Here is an 18,598-nt window from a genome sequence, read left to right as displayed (position 1 = left end):
AGAAACGCCATGACCATCGCCGAAGGCGCAACATTGCCTGACGTCGTATTGCACCGTGCCACTGCGGATGGCCCCGAAGCCGTCCAGAGCAAGGATTTGTTTGCCGGTCGCAAGGTTGTTCTTTTTGCTGTTCCTGGTGCCTTCACCCCGACCTGCTCGATCAAACATCTGCCCGGTTTCATCAACAAGGCCGACGAGATCAAAGCCAAGGGTGTGGATGAAATTTTCTGTCTTGCCAGCAATGATGCCTTTGTCATGCAGGCCTGGGCCAAATCGGAAAATGTTGGCGAAGCCATTACCATGCTGGCCGATGGCGATTTGAATTTTACCAATGGCACCGGCCTGAAACTGGACTTGCGCGGCAAGGGTCTGGGCGAACGTGCTAACCGCTATGCCATGGTTATTGAGGACAACAAGGTTACCCACCTTGCTGTTGAAGAACCGGGCGCATTTGATGTTTCCAGCGCGGAATCGGTTTTGGCGGCACTTTAACCCCCCGTCCTAACGGGCAACATGATCGATCTGAAATGTTTGCCCGTGTCATAAACAAAAACAGGCCGAACCGCATAAACGGGGTTCGGCCTGTTTTGTAATTACCCGGCACATGGTGCCATTTGCCCATGCCACGCGACCGTCGGCACATTCGCCTGCAAACCGGATGATCACTTTTAATATCCCGGATGGGGTGTTTATCGCGGTAACATTACCGGGATCGCGTCCTGACGGCTGTCGAATTCGCATTCAAATACCGGCTTGATGCTGCGCGCGAGAAAATGAACGACCCCGTCGCGATATTCATCCTTGATCTGCGACCAGCTGATATAAACACCGCCGCGCCCGTCATATTCGCGAATGTCGCGGTCTTCGCGCAATTCCCGAAAAACAAAACCAAGATCCCCGGCATTACCGGCTAAAAGCCAGCCCGGCTTAACGCCGCCATGCCACACCAGATAAACGCCGCCAACACCATCGACTTTCAATTCGCTAATGTCGTCAATCATATACAAGCGAAAATAATCGCCGCGCGGCCCTGCGCGCCATTTGATGTCCTGCGCTTTGGCCTGTGTTGCATTTGTTTTGGTTGTTGACCAAAATGCCATATTTCCAGTCCTCCAGAACCTCCGGGACGGGAAACGCCCTCCCGGATGCTCGCTTCAAATCCTTCGGCACGGTAAACCGCCGGTCCGGCGGTGAATACCCATAAAGACAGTTTTACAATGCGATTGCATTATATATCTACCCTTACGAAGGGTATACCTTTTCGGGATGTTGGTATTCACGCGCGAAAATTAAAGGTTCAGTCGAACAATTTATCAATATCGTCCTGACTAATCCCCTCGCCTTCCATTTGCGGACCATTCAAAAGATCGGCATCTTCGTGTTTGACCTCGTCTTCTTCCTCTTCGGACATTGGCAGGTCGGCAAAGGCATCCTCGCCCCAGATCAGAATCATGTTGTGAACGCGTTTTTCAACAAATTCCAGGGTGTTAACCACCTTGTTGATGCGCTGGCCGGTAATATCCTGAAAATTACAGGATTCAAAAATCTTGGTAACGATAAAGGCAATCTGTTCAACATGATCGGCGACAAAATCGCTGGTGGCAGAATTTTTCAATGTCATCGCCAGATCGTCGATCTGTTCGGCCGATTCGAGAATGGTGTGGGTCGCCATCTCGGTATCCTTGACGATAGCATCAAGTTCGCTGGCCGCTGTTACCAGCCGGTCATCCGGGGCTTTGGGATGGCGCAGGGCGGCAATCTGGATTTTCGCCCTGTGAATATGTTCGTTCATTTCCTGAATCTGGCCACGGATCAGTTCCAGGTCGTCGCGGTCAGGTTCGCTGGCCCCTGGCCGATTGGAATGCGACGGGCGGCTTGAAACCGGCTCGGGCAAGACATCTAGCGGTTCGTCATTGGCCGCAACAGATTGCGGCGTAGTTTCGCCGCCTGCATCATCAGCCGCGGCAGTGGCAGCAACAGACGCGCCCTGGGCAATTGCATTGCGCAGCTGGGCCATTTCAGCCCGCATGGCGCGAATTTCATCCAGGATCAGCTGATTATCGCTACCAGCGGCCGCAGATGGCGCTGGTGAAACAGATGGCGAAGGTGCCGGCAGTTCACCGGCCCCCATGCCGGTTTCAAGTGTCGGATCAAAAAAGGAATCCGACCAGTCTTCGACCACAGCTCCCTGACGTTCTCGCAAACGTCGTTCAGCTGTAAAAATCTTCTGCACGGGACGCGTCATAACAGTCTCTTACCTCCGCCACGGGCTATATGCCCTGGTCTCCCAATCACGCATTTCCAGCCCCGCTTTCCCAAAACAGCGCGGCGATCGCAAATGCATTCAGATTATAAGGGGCCAGATTGCGACGAGTCCAACGGCTTTCAAGATCAAGCCCTTGAAAAAGAACACCCCGGCCATAGGACCGGGGTGCAAAAAATCGCAGCGCAGCATTGCAGATCAAGCGTTTGCCGGGCTCCAGCGCAATACTGGCTTGCGTGCAGCGGCTGTTTCATCCAGTCGCCGACGCGGGGTTAAATAGGGTGCATTTTTGAAGAATTCCGAATCACCGGCCTCTGCCTTGGCAACCAACGACAAAACTGCATCGCAGAACTGGTCGATCGATTCTTTGGTTTCGGTCTCGGTCGGTTCGATCAAAAGCGCCCCGTGAACGACCAACGGGAAATACATGGTCATCGGGTGGAAGCCTTCATCAATGATCGCCTTGGCAAGATCCAGCGTCGAAACACCGGTGCCCTTCAGGAAATCATCATCAAACAGGGCTTCGTGCATGCAATAGCCAGGATAAGCGACGCTGAGTTTGGTTTTAAGGCGTGCCAGCAAATAGTTGGCATTCAAAACCGCATCGCCCGATGCCTGACGCAACCCGTCGGCCCCGTGGCTTTTCATATAGGACAATGCACGCACGAACATCCCCATCTGGCCATGAAAACCCTTCAGGCGGCCAAACGGTTTTTTGCCGTCCTGTTCATCGGCGGTTTCCACCAGATGAAAGCCGTTTTCGGTTTTAACCACATAGGGGATCGGTGCGAACGGTGCCAATGCCTCGGAAAACACAACCGGCCCTGAACCCGGACCACCGCCGCCATGCGGGGTGGAAAAGGTTTTGTGCAGGTTGATATGCATGGCATCAACGCCCAGATCCGCCGGGCGCACCCGACCGACAATGGCGTTAAAATTCGCGCCATCACAATAGAAGTAACCACCGGCCGCATGCACCAGATCGGCGATTTTGCGCACATCGCGTTCGAACAACCCGCAGGTATTGGGGTTGGTCAGCATGATGCCAGCCACATCATCGCCCAGCTTGGCTTCAAATGCCGCCAGATCAACCCGTCCGTCGGCAGTGGCGGGGATCGAATCCACCGTAAAGCCACAAGCCGCAGCCGTTGCCGGGTTGGTGCCATGGGCCGATTCGGGCACCAGCACCCGACGGCGGTTTTCACCGCGCGCATCCAGGGCAGCACGAATCGCCATCATGCCGCACAACTCGCCCTGCGCACCCGACGCGGGTGACATGGCAACAGCGGGCATCCCGGTTAGAACCAGCAACCAGTGCGCACACTGATCCATCAGTTCTAACGCCCCCTGAACGGTGCTTTCGGGCTGCATCGGGTGCAAATCGGCAATGCCGGGCAACCGGGCAACCTTTTCGTTCAGGCGCGGGTTATGTTTCATGGTGCAGGAGCCGAGCGGGAAGAAACCGGAATCGATACCGAAATTCTTCTGGCTCAGGCGGGTAAAGTGACGCACCACTTGCGGTTCGGACAGGCCCGGAAGGCCAATTTCACTGTCTTCATCACGGGCGAGGCCGCCAAGGCGGCTTTTGACCGGTGCCGGGTCGGGCAGGTCAACCCCGGAACGTCCAGCTTCACCCTGTTCAAAAATCAGCTTTTCTTCAAGGACAAGGCCACGATTGCCGGTATGGGTCTGAAACGTCATGCCAGCACCTCCTTAAGGGCCGCCGCAAGGGCAGCGATGTCTTCGTCGGTATTGGTTTCGGTCGCTGCGACCAGCATAAACGCGCCCAGATCATCGCGGTTGGGATACAGACGCGACAACGGAACCCCGCCCATGATGCCACGGGCAACAAGGGCTTCGACCACCTCGGCTGCCGGTTTGCTCAGCTTGACGGTAAATTCGTTAAAGAAGCTGTCATTAACAACTTCAACCCCGGCAACCCCCTCAAGCGCGTCGGCGGTTTTAACCGCGCGTTCGTGGTTAATGGCAGCCAGCTTGCGATAACCGTCTTCGCCCAGCAAGCTCATATGCACCGTAAAGGCCAGCGAACACAGGCCCGAATTGGTACAGATGTTCGAGGTCGCCTTTTCACGGCGAATATGCTGTTCGCGGGTTGAAAGGGTCAGCACGAAACCGCGCTTGCCATCCTGATCGACGGTTTCACCGCACAGACGTCCCGGCATTTGGCGGACAAGTTTACTGGTGGTGGCAAACAGGCCCACATATGGCCCGCCATAGCCCAGTGCATTACCAATCGACTGGCCTTCGCCGCACACAATATCAGCCCCAAAACTGCCCGGCGATTTAATGGCGCCAAAGGCAACGGCCTCGGTAAACACGACGACCAAAAGCGCACCCTTGGCGTGGCAGGCTTCGGCCAGTTTGGTGTGGTCATCAAGACGCCCGAAAACATCCGGATACTGCACCACAACACAGGCGGTCTGATCGTCGATCAGATCGTCAAGCTGATCGGCAGTTGCCTGGTGTTCCGGGTGGCCATCGCGACCGGCAACCTGGGTATCGCTATATTGGCAATAGGTTTCGGTCACTTCGCGGTAATGCGGATGCAAACCACCCGACAAAACCGCCTTTTTACGCCGGGTGGCGCGGCAAGCCATCAGCACCGCTTCGGCACAGGACGTTGCCCCGTCCCACATCGACGCATTGGCAACATCCATATTGGTGATGGACGCCACCTGGGTTTGAAATTCAAACAGGTACTGCAAGGTGCCCTGGGCGATTTCGGGCTGATACGGGGTATAGGCCGTCAAGAACTCGCCGCGCTGAATGATATAATCCACCGTGGCAGGAACATGGTGCCGATAGGCCCCGGCACCCAGAAAACTGGGGGCCGATGCCGTTCCCATGTTTTTTGCTGCCAATTTGGCCATATCGCGTTCGACCTGCATTTCACCCAAATGGTGCGGCAGATCAACCGGTTCTTTAAGCAACGCACCTTCTGGTACATCGCAATACAGGTCATCGACCGAGCCGGCACCGATGGTTTCAAGCATCGAGGCCCGGTCTGCCTGGGTCAGCGGAAGATAGCGCATCAGTCCTCCAGACCTTCGACAAATGCCTTGTAACCGGCTTCGTCCATCAGATCGTCAAGCTGGGAGGCATCGGTGATCTTGATTTTAAAGAACCAGCCGTCATTTTCCGGCGATTCGTTAACCAAAGCCGGATTGGCATCAAGCTCTTCGTTGGCTTCAACAATTTCGCCGTCAACCGGGGCGTAAACGTCGCTGGCGGCCTTGACCGATTCAACAACAGCCGCATCGCCGTCCTTGGCCAGCTTTTTGCCAACTTCAGGCAGTTCAACATAAACGATATCGCCAAGGGCCTGCTGGGCATGGTCGGTAATGCCGACAGTTGCCACATCGCCGTCGATTTCAAGCCATTCATGTTCTTTGGAGAATTTTTTAGCCATTTTGATTTGTTCCTGCAAATTAGGTTGTCTGCTTAATTTTTGCTGCGTTTTAAACGCGATACGGCGCAATCAGCCGCGGAAATAACGATGCGGCGCAAAGGGTAACGCAACAATTTCCGCCGGGCGGGCCTTGCCACGAACCATCAGGTCCACCTTGGTGCCCGGCTCGGCAAATTCAATTGCGACATAGCCCATGGCAATCGGCGCATCGACGGTGGGGCCAAAGCCGCCACTGGTGATTTCGCCAATATCGTATCCATCCTTGTTAAGCACCATCGTATGTTCACGGGCGGGTGCCTTGCCTTCGGGTTTAATCCCGACGCGTTTACGGTCTGCCCCGTTGGCAAGCTGGTCGAGAATAATATCTGCGCCCAGAAATCCACCTTCTTCGCGGCGACGCTTATTGATAATCCAGTTCAAATCCCCTTCGACCGGGGTGGTCGTGGTATCAATATCGTTGCCATACAGGCACAGGCCGGCTTCCAGACGCAGCGAATCGCGTGCGCCAAGGCCAATGGCCTCGACCTCGTCTTCAGCCAGCAACAGACGGGCCAGCTTTTCGGCATCGGTATCAGGCACGGAAATTTCAAAGCCATCCTCGCCGGTATAACCCGAACGGGTGACAAAACAGGGAATACCGGCAATATCGATTTCAACAAAGGACATGAATTTAAGGCTGGCAACATCCGGGGCAAAACGCGCCAGAACGTTGGCGGCTTCCGGTCCCTGCAAGGCCATCAGGGCGCGGTCGCTCAGTTCCTGCAATTCCACGCCGTTATCAAGATTGGCGCGCATATGGACAATGTCATCATCCTTGCAGGCAGCATTGATAACCAGAAACAGGCTATCGCCCGCATTGGTAATCATAAGGTCGTCAAGGATGGTGCCGTCATCATTGGTAAAGGCGGAATAACGGGTTCGGCCCGGTTTCAAAACGGCAATGTCGCCCGGCACCAGTTTTTCCAGTTCGGCAACGCGGTTTTCGCCCACCAGACGAACCTGGCCCATATGCGATACGTCAAACAACCCGGCCTTGGCACGGGTATGAAGATGTTCGCCCTTAACCCCTAACGGATATTGCACCGGCATGGCATAGCCTGCGAACGGCACCAGTTTGGCACCCAGTTCAACATGCAAATCATAAAGGGCTGTTTTATATAGATTTTCGGCTTGTTGGTCCGCCATCAGGCTCTCCGTGACAGTCATTGCGAAACATAGCCGACCACTGGCCAACCACATCCCCCTCTGTCTTGGAGCCTGAAAGAATCACCTTTTCCGGGGCAGGATTTGCACCGGATCGGGCTTACATCTTCGGCGAGGCGCACATGAAACACCCATGTCGCCTGCTTTCCAGAGTCCCATCTCCCCGCGGTCCATTATGCCTGAGAGTTTCCGGGGTGGTTGCTCCTTCGGCGTCCGCGTATCACTGTGAAACGATCGCGGAACTCTCCCACGGGGATCACTTGGGTATGGGTCCTTATACGGATAACAGTACGATTGCACCAGTCAAAACATTAGAAATGCGTCACCGGTCATCACAATTCACACACGTGCTGTCAGCCCTCAACCGCCGGTTACCTGGCGAAGCGGCGATTATAATCCAGCTGTTCATGGCTCAGCTGAAAACCCATGTAAATTTCATAATCCGGACCATAATTTACATCGGCCAGCGGCACATGCAGCGATACCTGTTCGTCGGTGTAACGCACACGATTGGCATCTTTGGGGAAGGTCAGATCAACATCGAAAACCGATTTCTGAACAAACTCCCCTCCCGGATTTTTAAGGGCAACAAAATATTGTAAATGCTGCGAACGATCCGATGCGGCAGGCCCCATCCGGGCGGAAAATTCCGGGCTGATCAAAATATCAAGTTTCTTGTCTTCCAGATCATAGCTGCATTCGCCCTTATAACCTTCAAACCCGGCCTCAAAAATCACGTCGGTCAGATCGCGGCCTTTATCCTTGAACTGGGTCAGCTGGGCGGTATCCGTGGGCAGGAAGGTGCGCGGGCACGACGGAACAGGCGTTTCCCCGAACGGATCAGTGCCGCACGCAGCAAGGCCCGCAGCCATCAAAACCACACCAAGCGCACTTGCGCGCCGCAGATTGCATGCAATCGTCATCAAAGCCTCATTGATCAGACACGCCGAAGTGACCCGGCACCGGTTGTTGCGCGCAGTCTATGCTGTTGATCTGCCCGGCACAACCCGTTGCAGTGCACATTATGCAATGCACACCGGCCCGCCGCCCCGGGCAGATGGTAAAAACCCGGCAAAGCCTGTGTGAAAAGCACAAACAGGTACCATAAACCGCGTCTTTGACGGCAATATATCAACGCGCCATCATTGCACCTTTGTCGCAGGCGCGTTATGTAACCGGAAATACCTGTTAACGTGATACCGGCACAAACCGGTATCCTTGCATTTTCGAGGCGGTGCCGATGCCCGACAAAGCGAACCTTCACATTCTGCTGGCCAACCCGCGCGGTTTTTGCGCCGGGGTGGACCGTGCCATTGAAATCGTTGAAAAGGCGCTGGTCAAATACGGTGCCCCGGTTTATGTGCGCCACGAAATTGTTCATAACAGATTTGTCGTGGATCGCCTGCGCGATATGGGCGCGGTATTTGTTGATGAACTTGATGCCGTGCCCGATGGTGTGCCGGTCATTTTTTCGGCCCATGGCGTGCCCAAATCGGTGCCGGAAAATGCCGATCAACGTGCCCTTCATTACCTCGATGCCACCTGCCCGCTGGTTTCCAAGGTTCACCGCGAGGCCGAACGCCACTTTGCCGAAGGCAAGCATATTTTGCTGATCGGCCATGCCGGGCACCCCGAGGTGGTAGGCACCATGGGCCAACTGCCCGAAGGCAGCATGACCCTGATTGAAACCGAAAACGATGCCCGAAATGTGCATGTTGCCGACCCGGAAAACATTGCCTTTGTCACCCAGACCACCCTGTCGCTGGATGACACGGCAAAAATGATCGCCATTTTGCAGGACCGTTTCCCGACCATTTCGGTGCCGAAAAAAGAAGATATCTGTTACGCCACCACCAACCGTCAGCACGCGGTAAAAATGATTGCCGAACGCGCAGATGCGATTTTGGTACTGGGGGCACCCAATTCGTCGAATTCCAACCGGCTGGTAGAAGTTGCCCGGCGCGAAGGCTGTGCCGTATCGGTTCTGGTTGAACGGGCGCACGATATTGATTGGGCCAAACTGGAAAACATCAAAACCCTGGGCATTACCGCTGGCGCATCGGCCCCGGAAGTGCTGGTCGAGGAAGTGATTGATGCCTGCCGCGAACGTTATGAAGTCAGTGTTGAAACCATCACCCTGACCGATGAAAACGTCACCTTCAAACTTCCCCGCGAACTCGCAAGCTAAGGAAACGCCTGCCAATGGCCGTTTATACCGATGTGTCCGATGAAGATATCGCCCGTTTTGTGGCCGAATATGACATCGGCAAAGTCGTTTCGTTCAAAGGCATTGCCGAGGGCGTTGAAAACACCAATTTCCTTCTTCATACCGATCAGGCCCCGTTTATTTTAACCCTGTATGAAAAACGGGTTAACCCCGATGATCTGCCGTTTTTTCTAGGGCTGATGGACCATTTATCGTCCAAGGGGTTAAATTGCCCTACCCCGATCCATGGCACGGACGGGGTTGCCCTGCGCCGCCTGTGTGGCAGACCTGCTGCCATTACATCGTTTTTAAACGGTATGTCGGCACGCCGGGTGTTGCCCCATCACTGTGCCGGGCTGGGCGATGCGCTGGCAAAACTGCACCTTGCCGGGCAGGATTTTGACAATTACCGCCCCAATGCCCTGTCGGTAAAGGCGTGGCGCCCGCTATTTGGCAGTTGTGGTGCTGATGGTGCCGACGACGTAATGCCGGGCCTTTCCGAGCTGATCAGCAAGGAACTCGATTATCTTGAAGCCAACTGGCCTGCCAAACTGCCGGCCGGGGTTATTCATGCCGACCTGTTTACCGATAACGTGTTTTTCTTTTCCGGTCAGGGCGAGGTATCGGGACTGATTGATTTTTACTTCGCCTGCAACGATGTGCTGGCTTATGACGTGGCAATTTGTCTGAATGCCTGGTGCTTTGAACCCGACAACAGCTTTAATGTCACCAAGGCGCAAAACCTGTTGGCAAGTTACAACCGTACCCGCCCGCTTTCCGACGCCGAAATTGCCGCCCTGCCGGTTCTGGCGCGCGGATCGGCATTACGGTTTTTGCTTACCCGGTTATATGACTGGATCAACACACCGGCCGGGGCACTTGTGACCCCGAAAAACCCCCGCGAATATATAAACAAGCTGCGCTTTCATCAAAAGGTGGTCTCGGCCAGCGATTATGGCCTGGGAGACCGATAAAACCATGACGAAAGACGAAAAAGATACCGTCACCATATTCACCGATGGTGCCTGCAGCGGCAACCCCGGCCCCGGTGGCTGGGGGGCGATTTTGCGGTTTCGCGGCGTGGAAAAGGAACTTTCAGGTGGCGACCCGGCCACCACCAATAACCGCATGGAAATGATGGCGGCCATTTCGGCGCTGGAAGCCATCAAACGCCCGTGTATCGTCGATATTTATACCGACAGTTCCTATGTGCGCGATGGCATTACCAAATGGGTCTTTGGCTGGCAAAAACGCGGCTGGAAAACGGCCGATAAAAAACCGGTTAAAAATGTGGAGTTGTGGCAGCGCCTGCTTGAAGCGGCCCGCCCGCACACGGTTGAATGGCACTGGGTCAAGGGGCATGCTGGCCACCCGGAAAATGAACGGTGCGATGAACTGGCCCGAATGGCCGTTCCCCGTTAAAGCCGCCACGAAATTTATTTGCAAAAATCAATTGTGAAAATCCGGCCGATTTCAACTATTTAAAATCGCACTTGGCATTTTTTTTGTTCGTATGATCAAATTATATGTCTAAAATCAATCTTGTGCTTCGCCGTATCGCCAGTATGCGATACAAGTTAAGTACGGGGATGAGTATAGGATACACATCCAGATGGGGGACAAAAACTGACCGAAAGATCAGGTCAGTCAGGAGGATGAATTGCCGCACGGGTCTCACGGCTTTTTGCAGCGAAAATCGCTTAGCAGCCGGCTGCTGTTTATTGCTCTGCCGCTGGTAGCCCTGTGTTGTCTTATCCTGTTCGTTATCTTTGGTTATGCCAGCTATATTGTGCTGCGTGACGATTTGAACGAAAAAATCGAACAAACCGCCGATATCAATGCCCGCGTTCTGGCGACACCCTTCTGGTATCTTGATGTTGATAACATCGAATCGGCGCTGAACGCCATGAGCCGCGACCGCGATATTGTTGCCGTGCGTGCCCTTGGCGCAGATGGCACCGAATTTGCCCGCACCGGGGCATCGCAGGGCGACCTTAACGATACATTACGTCTGTCGCGCCGGGTTTATTTTGAACGGAACAATGTCCGCCACGATGTGGGCGAGCTGGTTATTTACTTTACCGAAGAGCGCGTACGCGAACTTTTGTGGCGCCGAATTCTGATCGATCTGATCCTGTTTGGCCTGCTGATTGCCGTGGTGACCGCCAGCCTGCTGATCGCCAATCGCCGTTCGATAAAGGAACCCCTTTCACGGCTTTTGCATTCCATCCGCATGACCAAACATGGCCGCCTGCGGCGCCCGGTGGAATGGAACAGTGTTGATGAACTGGGCCTGCTGATTCGTGAATATAACGAAATGGTGGCCCTGCAAGGCCAGGCCCAGGAAGAAGCCCAGCGCAAACAGGCTCTGCTAGAAGCAACCCTTCATAATATCGGCCAGGGAATTTGCCTGTTTGATCAGGATTTGAACCTGATGGTGTGGAACGAACGCTATATCGAGCTTTTGAACCTGCCGCGCGATCTGGTGAAGGAAGGAACGCCCCTTTCCGATATTTTACGCTTTAACGGGGAGCGCGGGGAATATGGCGAGGTCAGCATTCCCGCCCTGATTTCCGACCGGGTGGCGATTGCCCGGCGCCGCGAACCTTACCGCATGGAACGCACCCGCCCCAATGGCCGGGTTGTGCAGGTGGACCATAACCCGATGCCAGGTGGCGGTTACGTTGCCACCTATACCGACATTACCGAACGCAAACAAACCGAAGCCCGGATGCGCCACCTTGCCGTGCATGATGTGCTGACCAGCCTGCCCAACCGCACCCTGTTTTTGGACCGGTTGCGTCAGGCCCTGCTTTCTGCACGGCGGTTTCAGCGTGGTGTGACGGTACTGTTTGTTGACCTGGACCGGTTCAAGGATATCAACGACCATTTCGGCCACGATGTGGGCGATTTGATGATACAGGAAATGGGGCAACGCCTGTCGCGCATCATTCGCGATTCAGATACCGCCGCGCGTTTGGGCGGGGATGAATTTGCCATCATCCAGACCGACGTTCAAAATATCGAAGACACCATTGTGCTAGCACAGCGCATTATTGACGAATTGGCCCAACCGTTTGACTGCCGGGGCATTCGCCTGCATTCAACCGCGTCAGTCGGCATTACCCTGTTCCCCGAAGATGGCGACAACCCCGAACAGCTGGTTAAAAACGCCGATATGGCGATGTATGCCGCCAAGGCCGAAGGCCGCAATAATTACCGGTTCTTCCTGCCTTCCATGCATGAGCGGGTCAAGGAACGTAAAACCATCGAGGAAGACCTGCGCAACGCGCTGGATTACAACCAGCTGGAACTGTTTTACCAGCCCAAGGTCGATTGCCAGACCGAACAGGTGGTTGGGGCCGAAGCCCTTGTGCGCTGGAACCACCCCGAACGCGGCCTGATTTTGCCCGGCGAGTTTATTTCAGTCGCCGAGGAATGCGGATTGATCAATCGCCTGGGCGCCTGGGTGCTACGCGAAGCTTGCAAACAAACGCAAATCTGGCGCGAAAACGGCATGCCCGATTTACGCATGGCAGTTAACCTGTCACCGGCACAGTTTCAGGATGCTGAACTGGTGCGCACAGTCACCCAGACGCTGCAAACAACCAAGTTGCCCCAAGGCACGCTGGAACTGGAAATTACCGAATCGATCCTGATGAACAACCCGGAAAAAGCCGTTTCCACCCTGAAGGAACTGAAAAAGCTGGGCGTTGGCATTTCGATTGACGATTTTGGTACAGGCTATTCATCGCTGAATTACCTCAAACGGTTCCCGGTTACCTCGATCAAAATTGATCGGTCCTTTGTTAACGACATCAATGTGGACCCTGACGACAAAGCCATTGTCGATGCCGTTATCGGCCTTGGGCACAGCCTGCATCTTGATGTGGTTGCCGAAGGTGTGGAAGAAATCGAACAGCTGAAATATTTGCAAGCCAAAGGCTGCGATTTTATTCAGGGCTTTTTGTTTTCCAAGCCCCTGCCCGTCCCCGTTTTTGAAAAATGGGTTACGGAACGGGCCGCAAAATACAAAGCCGGTATCATTGATACCCAACCGGTTAACGGCGACGACTGACAAAGATCGTGTTTTGATAAACCGGCCTGTGTAAGCAGGGATGACATGGCAGCATCATCGCACTGCTTATCAGGCGTAAGACAAGCCAACCAAGTGCCAAGTGCGGGACAGTGGCTGCCACCATGTCAAACATCAGGTTCCGGGTATAAAACATGCATGACCCCCGGACGGGCCAGATGAGGGTCGCAGATGCGCCTGTTCACCACACCAATGATCGTTCAGGTTCCGGGAAAATTCCCCCGATCAGGCGTTCAAGCCGCTGTCGACCGTGAATTCGGCACCGGTAACCGTGCGCGCCTCGTCACTTGCCAACCAGGAAACCAAACCTGCGGTATCTTCGGAACGACTAAATTGCTTAATCGCCATGAAGCTGCGCATCGCGTCGCCGTTTTCACCATGCTCCGGGTTCATGTCGGTGTTGGTCGGCCCCGGATGCAACAAATTGACCGTAATGCCCCGCGCGCCCAAATCACGGGCGACCCCGCGGGTGAAACCGATCAGGGCTGATTTGGTCATGGAATAAAGACTGATACCAGGAAATGGAACCTTGTGTGCAAGGCTGCTGCCGGTGGTGATGATGCGCCCGCCATCGGGCATATGTTTCAGGGCAGACTGAACCGCGACAAACACCCCGCGGATATTGACGTCAACAATGCGATCAAACGATTCAAGTGTTTCATCCTCGATCGAGCCGCCACTCAGTATGCCAGCATTGTTAACCAGTATATCAATCTTTCCGAACGTTTTTGCCACTTCCTCGATCGCGGCGCGTACTGCTTCCGGGTCACGGTTGTCGGCCTTAATCGCAAAGGCCTCGCCCCCGGCTGCCTTGATTTCGGTAACAACTTCGGCGGCCTTGTCAGCTGCATTACCATAAGTGATGGCAACCGCAGCCCCGTCACGAGCCAGGCGTTTTGCGATGGCGGCACCGATGCCCCGGCTGCCGCCGGTTACCAATGCCATTTTACCGTTGAGTTGGGTCATTTCTGGAAACTCCATTAATTTTGTAATGTTCACTACAAAAACAAATGCGCCCCTTGCAATCATTCGTCAAGCCATTTATTTATCGGTCATTACATAATTCATGAAATGCGAGGTTTTCTTAATGGCTGAACGTGGACGCCCCCGGAACTTTGACCGGGATACTGCGCTGGAGCAGGCAATGGTGATTTTCTGGGCCAAAGGATATGAAAGCACGTCTATCTCGGATTTAACGACGGCAATGAACATGAAGCCACCAAGCCTGTATGCTGCCTTTGGTGACAAGCAATCGCTGTTTGAAGAAGTGGTGGAGCGTTACAATAGCCAATATGGTGCAAGACTTTGGGGTGATATGGAACGCTTTCACCACCCAAAGGACGCGACACAGCATGTTCTGACCACAACGGCATGCCTTTACACCCAAGATGACACGCCACATGGATGCATGGTGGTACTCGCCGCGCCACAGGCGGTTTCAAACCATGCAAATATCAATCAGGCCCTGCGTGATCTGCGCCGTCTCACTATCGGCAACCTGAAGAATTTATATGCCAAAGCGCAACATGACGGCCTTATCCCGCCCGATGCAAATATTGATAATATGGCGAACTATTATACGACGGTGCAGTATGGCATGTCGATCCAGGCACGTGACGGTGCGACGCGCCATGAACTGATCGCCGTTGCTAACGCGGCAATGGCAACGTGGCCTAGCCTGATCAACCCTTCACCGGTCGCATCCTGAAACCGGAACCCGCCGCAATCAATAGATGCTGGTTTGGCCCGCGTCAGGCGCGCCTTCAACATTACGCGGGGCCGGATACTCAGATAATTTGCGATCCACCAGATCGACAATTTCAGAAATCACCCGGACCAGTTGGTAATCCTTGGGCGTATAAACCGCCGATACGCCCATCTGACGCAAAACAAGTATATCTGAATTGGGAATGATACCCCCGACAACAACGGGGATATGCCCCGCCCCATGCGCCCGTAAACCATTTACAACTTCACGAACCAGCGCCACATGCGACCCGGACAGAATCGAAAGGCCGATCACATGGGCACCTTCGTCAATGGCGTTACGCACCAGTTTATCGGGCGTCCAGCGAATGCCGTCATAAAGGACTTCGATTCCGGCATCCCCCGCCTTGACCGCGATTTGTTCAGCCCCGTTGGAATGCCCATCCAGCCCCGGCTTTCCGACCAGCATTTTCATCCGTTCGCCAAGCTTTTCGGAAATTTCAGCCACACGACTGCGCAGTTTTTTGATGTTGTCCTCCTCGCCAGTCACAATCATGGATGTGACCCCGGTTGGTGCACGATATTCGCCAAAGACTTGACGGAGGGTTTCGGACCATTCCCCGGTCGTAACCCCGGCGTGGGCACATGCGATGGAACTTTCCATGATGTTGCGATTTTCGCGTGCGGCAGCTTCAAGACCGGCAAGGCTTTTGGCAATGGCGGCCTGATCACGAGCGGAACGCCATTCTTTCAGTTTTTCAATCTGTTCGTGTTCGACCATGTCATCGACCATCATGATCGACTGAATACCATCTGCGGTTAACGGCGAGGGTTCGGTTTCAACAAAAGCATTTACGCCAATAATGCGGGTTACATCGTTTTCAATATCGGACAAACGCTGTGCATTGGACTTCACCAGTTCGCCCTTCATATAGCCGCTATCCACCGCCGCAATCGCCCCGCCCATGGCATCTATTTTCGCCAGTTCGGCCAATGCGCCCTGTTTTAACGTTGCCACCTTGCGCTCTATCGCCGGGTTGCCATCAAACAGGTCTTCATATTCCAGAAGGTCGGTTTCATAGGCCATGATCTGTTGCAGGCGCAACGACCATTGCTGATCCCACGGGCGCGGCAGCCCCAGCGCCTCGTTCCAGGCCGGAAGCTGCACGGCGCGCGCCCGGGCGTTTTTCGACAACACCACCGACAGCATTTCAATCAAAATGCGGTATACATTGTTTTCAGGTTGCTGTTCGGTCAGCCCCAGTGAATTCACCTGCACGCCATAACGAAACCGGCGGAATTTTTCATCGCTAATGCCATAACGGGTTTGGGTAATTTCATCCCATAGCTCGCAAAACGCCCGCATTTTGCAAATTTCAGTGACAAAGCGAATACCGGCATTCACAAAAAACGAAATTCGCCCCACCACCTGACCAAATTCATCCTCGGGCACCTGGCCCGAGCTGCGCACGGCATCCAGCACGGCAATGGCGGTTGCCAGGGCAAAGGCCAGTTCCTGTTCCGGCGTCGCCCCGGCTTCCTGCAAGTGATAGGAACACACATTCATCGGGTTCCATTTTGGCACCTCGCGATAGGTAAAGGCCGCCACATCGGTGATCAGTTTCAAACTGGGGGCGGGCGGGAAAATATAGGTCCCGCGTGACAGATATTCCTTGATGATGTCGTTTTGCGTCGTGCCCTGCAAATCGGCGCGCTTTACGCCCTGCTTTTCCGCCACCGCGATATACAGTGCCAGCAACCATGCCGCCGGGGCATTGATGGTCATGGATGTATTCATTTTATCAAGCGGGATACCCTCAAACAGGGTTTCCATATCGCCCAGATGCGATACCGGAACCCCCACCTTGCCGACCTCGCCGCGCGCCAGCACATGGTCGGAATCATATCCGGTCTGGGTGGGCAGGTCGAACGCCACCGACAGGCCGGTTTGCCCCTTGGCCAGGTTTTGCCGATACAGCGCATTTGATGCCTGGGCCGAACTGTGCCCGGCATAGGTGCGAATCAGCCACGGCCGGTCGCGTTCCGGCGATGTTGCAGTGCGTGTGCGATCTGATGACATGGCGACCTCGCGTACATTTGTTGCTTAAACGCTTTCCGATTATTTCGTGAAAACGTTCTTAAATTACCCACTAGACAAGTTATGAGTAATTATATAACAATTTGTGCAACGCGATAAAAGCGAAATTACGCAATGCAGTGAAACCAAAGCGTTAGATGCCATTGCCATCGGGGAATCGGAAAACTTACGCCTTCCCCAAGCCGACAAGTCGTTATTCCGTGCCGCACGCGGCCCGAAAAAGGAGTGAAGGCCATGAACACCGCCGCTGAGATTATTTCGTACCGGGGCGGACCGGACGTCAAAGACCTTTATGACATTGGTGAAATTCCGCCGCTGGGCCATGTGCCAAAACAGATGTATGCCTGGGCCATTCGCCGCGAACGGCATGGCGAACCCGATACCGCAATGCAATGCGAAGTGGTTGATGTCCCGGTTCTCGACTCGCACGAGGTTCTGGTGCTGGTGATGGCGGCCGGGGTCAATTACAACGGCGTGTGGGCGGCCCTTGGCAAACCGATTTCGGTATTTGATGTCCATAGCGAACCGTTCCACATTGCCGGTTCTGACGCGTCGGGCATTGTCTGGGCGGTGGGGTCCAAGGTTACCCGCTGGAAAGTGGGGGACGAAGTGGTCATTCACTGTAATCAGGATGATGGCGACGACGAGGAATGCAATGGCGGCGACCCGATGTTATCGCCGACCCAGCGCATTTGGGGTTATGAAACGCCTGACGGGTCTTTTGCCCAGTTTACCAATGTGCAATCGCAACAATTAATGCCACGCCCCAAACACCTGACATGGGAAGAAAGTGCGTGTTACACGCTGACACTGGCAACGGCCTATCGCATGTTGTTTGGGCATCGCCCGCATATTTTGCGGCCCGGCCATAACGTGCTGGTATGGGGGGCATCGGGTGGCCTTGGGTCAATGGCGATCCAGCTGATTACCACCGCCGGGGCCAATGCCATTGGCGTTATTTCCGATGAAAGCAAACGCGAATTTGTGCTGGGTCTGGGGGCCAAAGCCGTCATCAACCGCAAGGATTTTGATTGCTGGGGCCAGCTTCCCACCGTGAATGGCCCGGAATTTGGCGCCTATATGAAAGAAGTGCGCAAATTTGGCAAGGCGATCTGGGATATTACTGGCAAGGGCGTGGATGTCGACATTGTGTTTGAACATCCGGGCGAGCAAACCTTCCCCGTATCGTGCAACGTGGTCAAACGCGGTGGTATGGTGGTGTTTTGCGCCGGCACCACCGGCTTTAACCTGACCTTCGATGCCCGTTTTGTCTGGATGCGGCAAAAACGCATTCAGGGCAGCCACTTTGCCAACCTCAAACAGGCGGCACAGGCCAACAAACTGGTGATCGAACGCCGGATCGACCCCAGCATGTCAGATGTATTTTCGTGGGAAGACATACCGCGTGCCCACATGAAAATGATGCGCAACGAACACAAGCCCGGCAACATGGCGGTACTGGTTCAGGCCAAACGACCGGGTATGCGCACCCTTGAAGACGCAGTCGAAGGATAAATCCCACATGGCAGGCGATGACGGTTTGGTTCCCTCGACACGCATCCCTTGCCACTTTCGACTGTGACCGGCGCGATCCT

General features: G+C 54.5%; 16 protein-coding genes and 2 riboswitches. Of the genes, 7 read left to right on the top strand and 9 right to left on the bottom strand.

Features of this window, described 5'->3' with window-relative positions:
* The first annotated feature begins 9 nt into the window (after nucleotides 1–9).
* Nucleotides 10–492 carry a peroxiredoxin gene (locus J4E05_RS13035; protein ID WP_085587062.1) on the top strand — a complete coding sequence of 161 codons (483 nt, stop codon included), beginning with the start codon at nucleotides 10–12 and terminating at the stop codon, nucleotides 490–492.
* 197 nt (nucleotides 493–689) lie between these two features.
* Here the strand turns inward: J4E05_RS13035 and J4E05_RS13030 are convergent, their stop codons facing one another.
* The 7 genes from J4E05_RS13030 to J4E05_RS13000 all read right to left on the bottom strand — a co-directional run bounded on the left by J4E05_RS13030 (nucleotide 690) and on the right by J4E05_RS13000 (nucleotide 7,819).
* Entirely contained in the window at nucleotides 690–1,100 is a 411-nt protein-coding gene (locus J4E05_RS13030; RefSeq protein WP_349596223.1) for a hypothetical protein, read from the bottom strand.
* A gap of 197 nt (nucleotides 1,101–1,297) precedes the next feature.
* Complete coding sequence (locus J4E05_RS13025; protein WP_349596220.1) at nucleotides 1,298–2,245, bottom strand: protein phosphatase CheZ; 948 nt, start codon at nucleotides 2,243–2,245, stop codon at nucleotides 1,298–1,300.
* A 216-nt stretch (nucleotides 2,246–2,461) separates the two neighbouring features.
* The gene (gene gcvPB / locus J4E05_RS13020) at nucleotides 2,462–3,964 is read right to left on the bottom strand and encodes an aminomethyl-transferring glycine dehydrogenase subunit GcvPB (RefSeq protein WP_349596217.1); all 1,503 of its coding nucleotides are present in this window, start codon (nucleotides 3,962–3,964) and stop codon (nucleotides 2,462–2,464) included.
* Nucleotides 3,961–5,316, bottom strand: coding sequence for an aminomethyl-transferring glycine dehydrogenase subunit GcvPA (gcvPA, locus tag J4E05_RS13015; RefSeq protein WP_349596214.1), 1,356 nt, complete (start codon nucleotides 5,314–5,316; stop codon nucleotides 3,961–3,963). Before gcvPA ends, gcvPB begins: the two co-directional genes overlap by 4 nt.
* A complete protein-coding gene (gene gcvH, locus J4E05_RS13010; protein WP_085587058.1) occupies nucleotides 5,316–5,693 on the bottom strand; it encodes a glycine cleavage system protein GcvH in 378 nt (125 codons plus the stop codon). Before gcvH ends, gcvPA begins: the two co-directional genes overlap by 1 nt.
* Before the next feature lie 69 nt (nucleotides 5,694–5,762).
* The gene (gene gcvT, locus J4E05_RS13005) at nucleotides 5,763–6,878 is read right to left on the bottom strand and encodes a glycine cleavage system aminomethyltransferase GcvT (protein WP_349596211.1); all 1,116 of its coding nucleotides are present in this window, start codon (nucleotides 6,876–6,878) and stop codon (nucleotides 5,763–5,765) included.
* 58 nt (nucleotides 6,879–6,936) lie between these two features.
* A riboswitch (glycine riboswitch) is annotated at nucleotides 6,937–7,049 on the bottom strand.
* A 3-nt stretch (nucleotides 7,050–7,052) separates the two neighbouring features.
* A riboswitch (glycine riboswitch) is annotated at nucleotides 7,053–7,156 on the bottom strand.
* Nucleotides 7,157–7,267: 111 nt separating this feature from the next.
* Nucleotides 7,268–7,819 carry a hypothetical protein gene (locus tag J4E05_RS13000; protein ID WP_085587056.1) on the bottom strand — a complete coding sequence of 184 codons (552 nt, stop codon included), beginning with the start codon at nucleotides 7,817–7,819 and terminating at the stop codon, nucleotides 7,268–7,270.
* Nucleotides 7,820–8,136: 317 nt separating this feature from the next.
* Between J4E05_RS13000 and ispH the strand changes: the two genes are divergently transcribed.
* From ispH to J4E05_RS12980, 4 genes are all read left to right on the top strand, one after another.
* Nucleotides 8,137–9,084 carry a 4-hydroxy-3-methylbut-2-enyl diphosphate reductase gene (gene ispH / locus J4E05_RS12995; RefSeq protein ID WP_349596208.1) on the top strand — a complete coding sequence of 316 codons (948 nt, stop codon included), beginning with the start codon at nucleotides 8,137–8,139 and terminating at the stop codon, nucleotides 9,082–9,084.
* A 14-nt stretch (nucleotides 9,085–9,098) separates the two neighbouring features.
* Nucleotides 9,099–10,076, top strand: a complete 978-nt coding sequence (locus J4E05_RS12990) for a homoserine kinase (protein ID WP_085587054.1) — start codon at nucleotides 9,099–9,101, stop codon at nucleotides 10,074–10,076.
* Between the two features lie 4 nt (nucleotides 10,077–10,080).
* Nucleotides 10,081–10,524 carry a ribonuclease HI gene (gene rnhA, locus J4E05_RS12985; RefSeq protein ID WP_085587249.1) on the top strand — a complete coding sequence of 148 codons (444 nt, stop codon included), beginning with the start codon at nucleotides 10,081–10,083 and terminating at the stop codon, nucleotides 10,522–10,524.
* Nucleotides 10,525–10,762: 238 nt separating this feature from the next.
* The gene (locus tag J4E05_RS12980; RefSeq protein WP_349596204.1) at nucleotides 10,763–13,180 is read left to right on the top strand and encodes a putative bifunctional diguanylate cyclase/phosphodiesterase; all 2,418 of its coding nucleotides are present in this window, start codon (nucleotides 10,763–10,765) and stop codon (nucleotides 13,178–13,180) included.
* A 243-nt stretch (nucleotides 13,181–13,423) separates the two neighbouring features.
* Here J4E05_RS12980 and J4E05_RS12975 read toward each other — a convergent pair whose 3' ends face one another.
* The gene (locus J4E05_RS12975; RefSeq protein ID WP_349596201.1) at nucleotides 13,424–14,164 is read right to left on the bottom strand and encodes a 3-oxoacyl-ACP reductase family protein; all 741 of its coding nucleotides are present in this window, start codon (nucleotides 14,162–14,164) and stop codon (nucleotides 13,424–13,426) included.
* Nucleotides 14,165–14,285: 121 nt separating this feature from the next.
* Between J4E05_RS12975 and J4E05_RS12970 the strand changes: the two genes are divergently transcribed.
* Nucleotides 14,286–14,906, top strand: coding sequence for a TetR/AcrR family transcriptional regulator (locus J4E05_RS12970; RefSeq protein ID WP_349596198.1), 621 nt, complete (start codon nucleotides 14,286–14,288; stop codon nucleotides 14,904–14,906).
* An 18-nt stretch (nucleotides 14,907–14,924) separates the two neighbouring features.
* Here J4E05_RS12970 and J4E05_RS12965 read toward each other — a convergent pair whose 3' ends face one another.
* Nucleotides 14,925–16,985, bottom strand: a complete 2,061-nt coding sequence (locus J4E05_RS12965) for an ethylmalonyl-CoA mutase (protein ID WP_349596195.1) — start codon at nucleotides 16,983–16,985, stop codon at nucleotides 14,925–14,927.
* A 252-nt stretch (nucleotides 16,986–17,237) separates the two neighbouring features.
* Here J4E05_RS12965 and ccrA point away from each other — a divergent pair, with 252 nt between their 5' ends.
* A complete protein-coding gene (ccrA, locus tag J4E05_RS12960) occupies nucleotides 17,238–18,518 on the top strand; it encodes a crotonyl-CoA carboxylase/reductase (RefSeq protein WP_085587051.1) in 1,281 nt (426 codons plus the stop codon).
* Nucleotides 18,519–18,598 lie beyond the last annotated feature (80 nt).

Origin of the sequence: Thalassospira sp. NFXS8 (assembly GCF_040148805.1) — a bacterium.
Classification (GTDB): Bacteria; Pseudomonadota; Alphaproteobacteria; order Rhodospirillales; family Thalassospiraceae; genus Thalassospira.
This window is presented reverse-complemented; position numbering and strand designations above follow the sequence as displayed.

Bases quoted from the DNA above. Each gene is read 5' to 3' on its own strand.
- J4E05_RS13035 (WP_085587062.1), top strand. From the start codon at position 10: ATGACCATCGCCGAAGGCGCAACATTGCCTGACGTCGTATTGCACCGT.
- J4E05_RS13030 (WP_349596223.1), bottom strand. From the start codon at position 1,100: ATGGCATTTTGGTCAACAACCAAAACAAATGCAACACAGGCCAAAGCG.
- J4E05_RS13025 (WP_349596220.1), bottom strand. From the start codon at position 2,245: ATGACGCGTCCCGTGCAGAAGATTTTTACAGCTGAACGACGTTTGCGA.
- gcvPB (WP_349596217.1), bottom strand. From the start codon at position 3,964: ATGACGTTTCAGACCCATACCGGCAATCGTGGCCTTGTCCTTGAAGAA.
- gcvPA (WP_349596214.1), bottom strand. From the start codon at position 5,316: ATGCGCTATCTTCCGCTGACCCAGGCAGACCGGGCCTCGATGCTTGAA.
- gcvH (WP_085587058.1), bottom strand. From the start codon at position 5,693: ATGGCTAAAAAATTCTCCAAAGAACATGAATGGCTTGAAATCGACGGC.
- gcvT (WP_349596211.1), bottom strand. From the start codon at position 6,878: ATGGCGGACCAACAAGCCGAAAATCTATATAAAACAGCCCTTTATGAT.
- J4E05_RS13000 (WP_085587056.1), bottom strand. From the start codon at position 7,819: ATGACGATTGCATGCAATCTGCGGCGCGCAAGTGCGCTTGGTGTGGTT.
- ispH (WP_349596208.1), top strand. From the start codon at position 8,137: ATGCCCGACAAAGCGAACCTTCACATTCTGCTGGCCAACCCGCGCGGT.
- J4E05_RS12990 (WP_085587054.1), top strand. From the start codon at position 9,099: ATGGCCGTTTATACCGATGTGTCCGATGAAGATATCGCCCGTTTTGTG.
- rnhA (WP_085587249.1), top strand. From the start codon at position 10,081: ATGACGAAAGACGAAAAAGATACCGTCACCATATTCACCGATGGTGCC.
- J4E05_RS12975 (WP_349596201.1), bottom strand. From the start codon at position 14,164: ATGACCCAACTCAACGGTAAAATGGCATTGGTAACCGGCGGCAGCCGG.
- J4E05_RS12970 (WP_349596198.1), top strand. From the start codon at position 14,286: ATGGCTGAACGTGGACGCCCCCGGAACTTTGACCGGGATACTGCGCTG.
- J4E05_RS12965 (WP_349596195.1), bottom strand. From the start codon at position 16,985: ATGTCATCAGATCGCACACGCACTGCAACATCGCCGGAACGCGACCGG.
- ccrA (WP_085587051.1), top strand. From the start codon at position 17,238: ATGAACACCGCCGCTGAGATTATTTCGTACCGGGGCGGACCGGACGTC.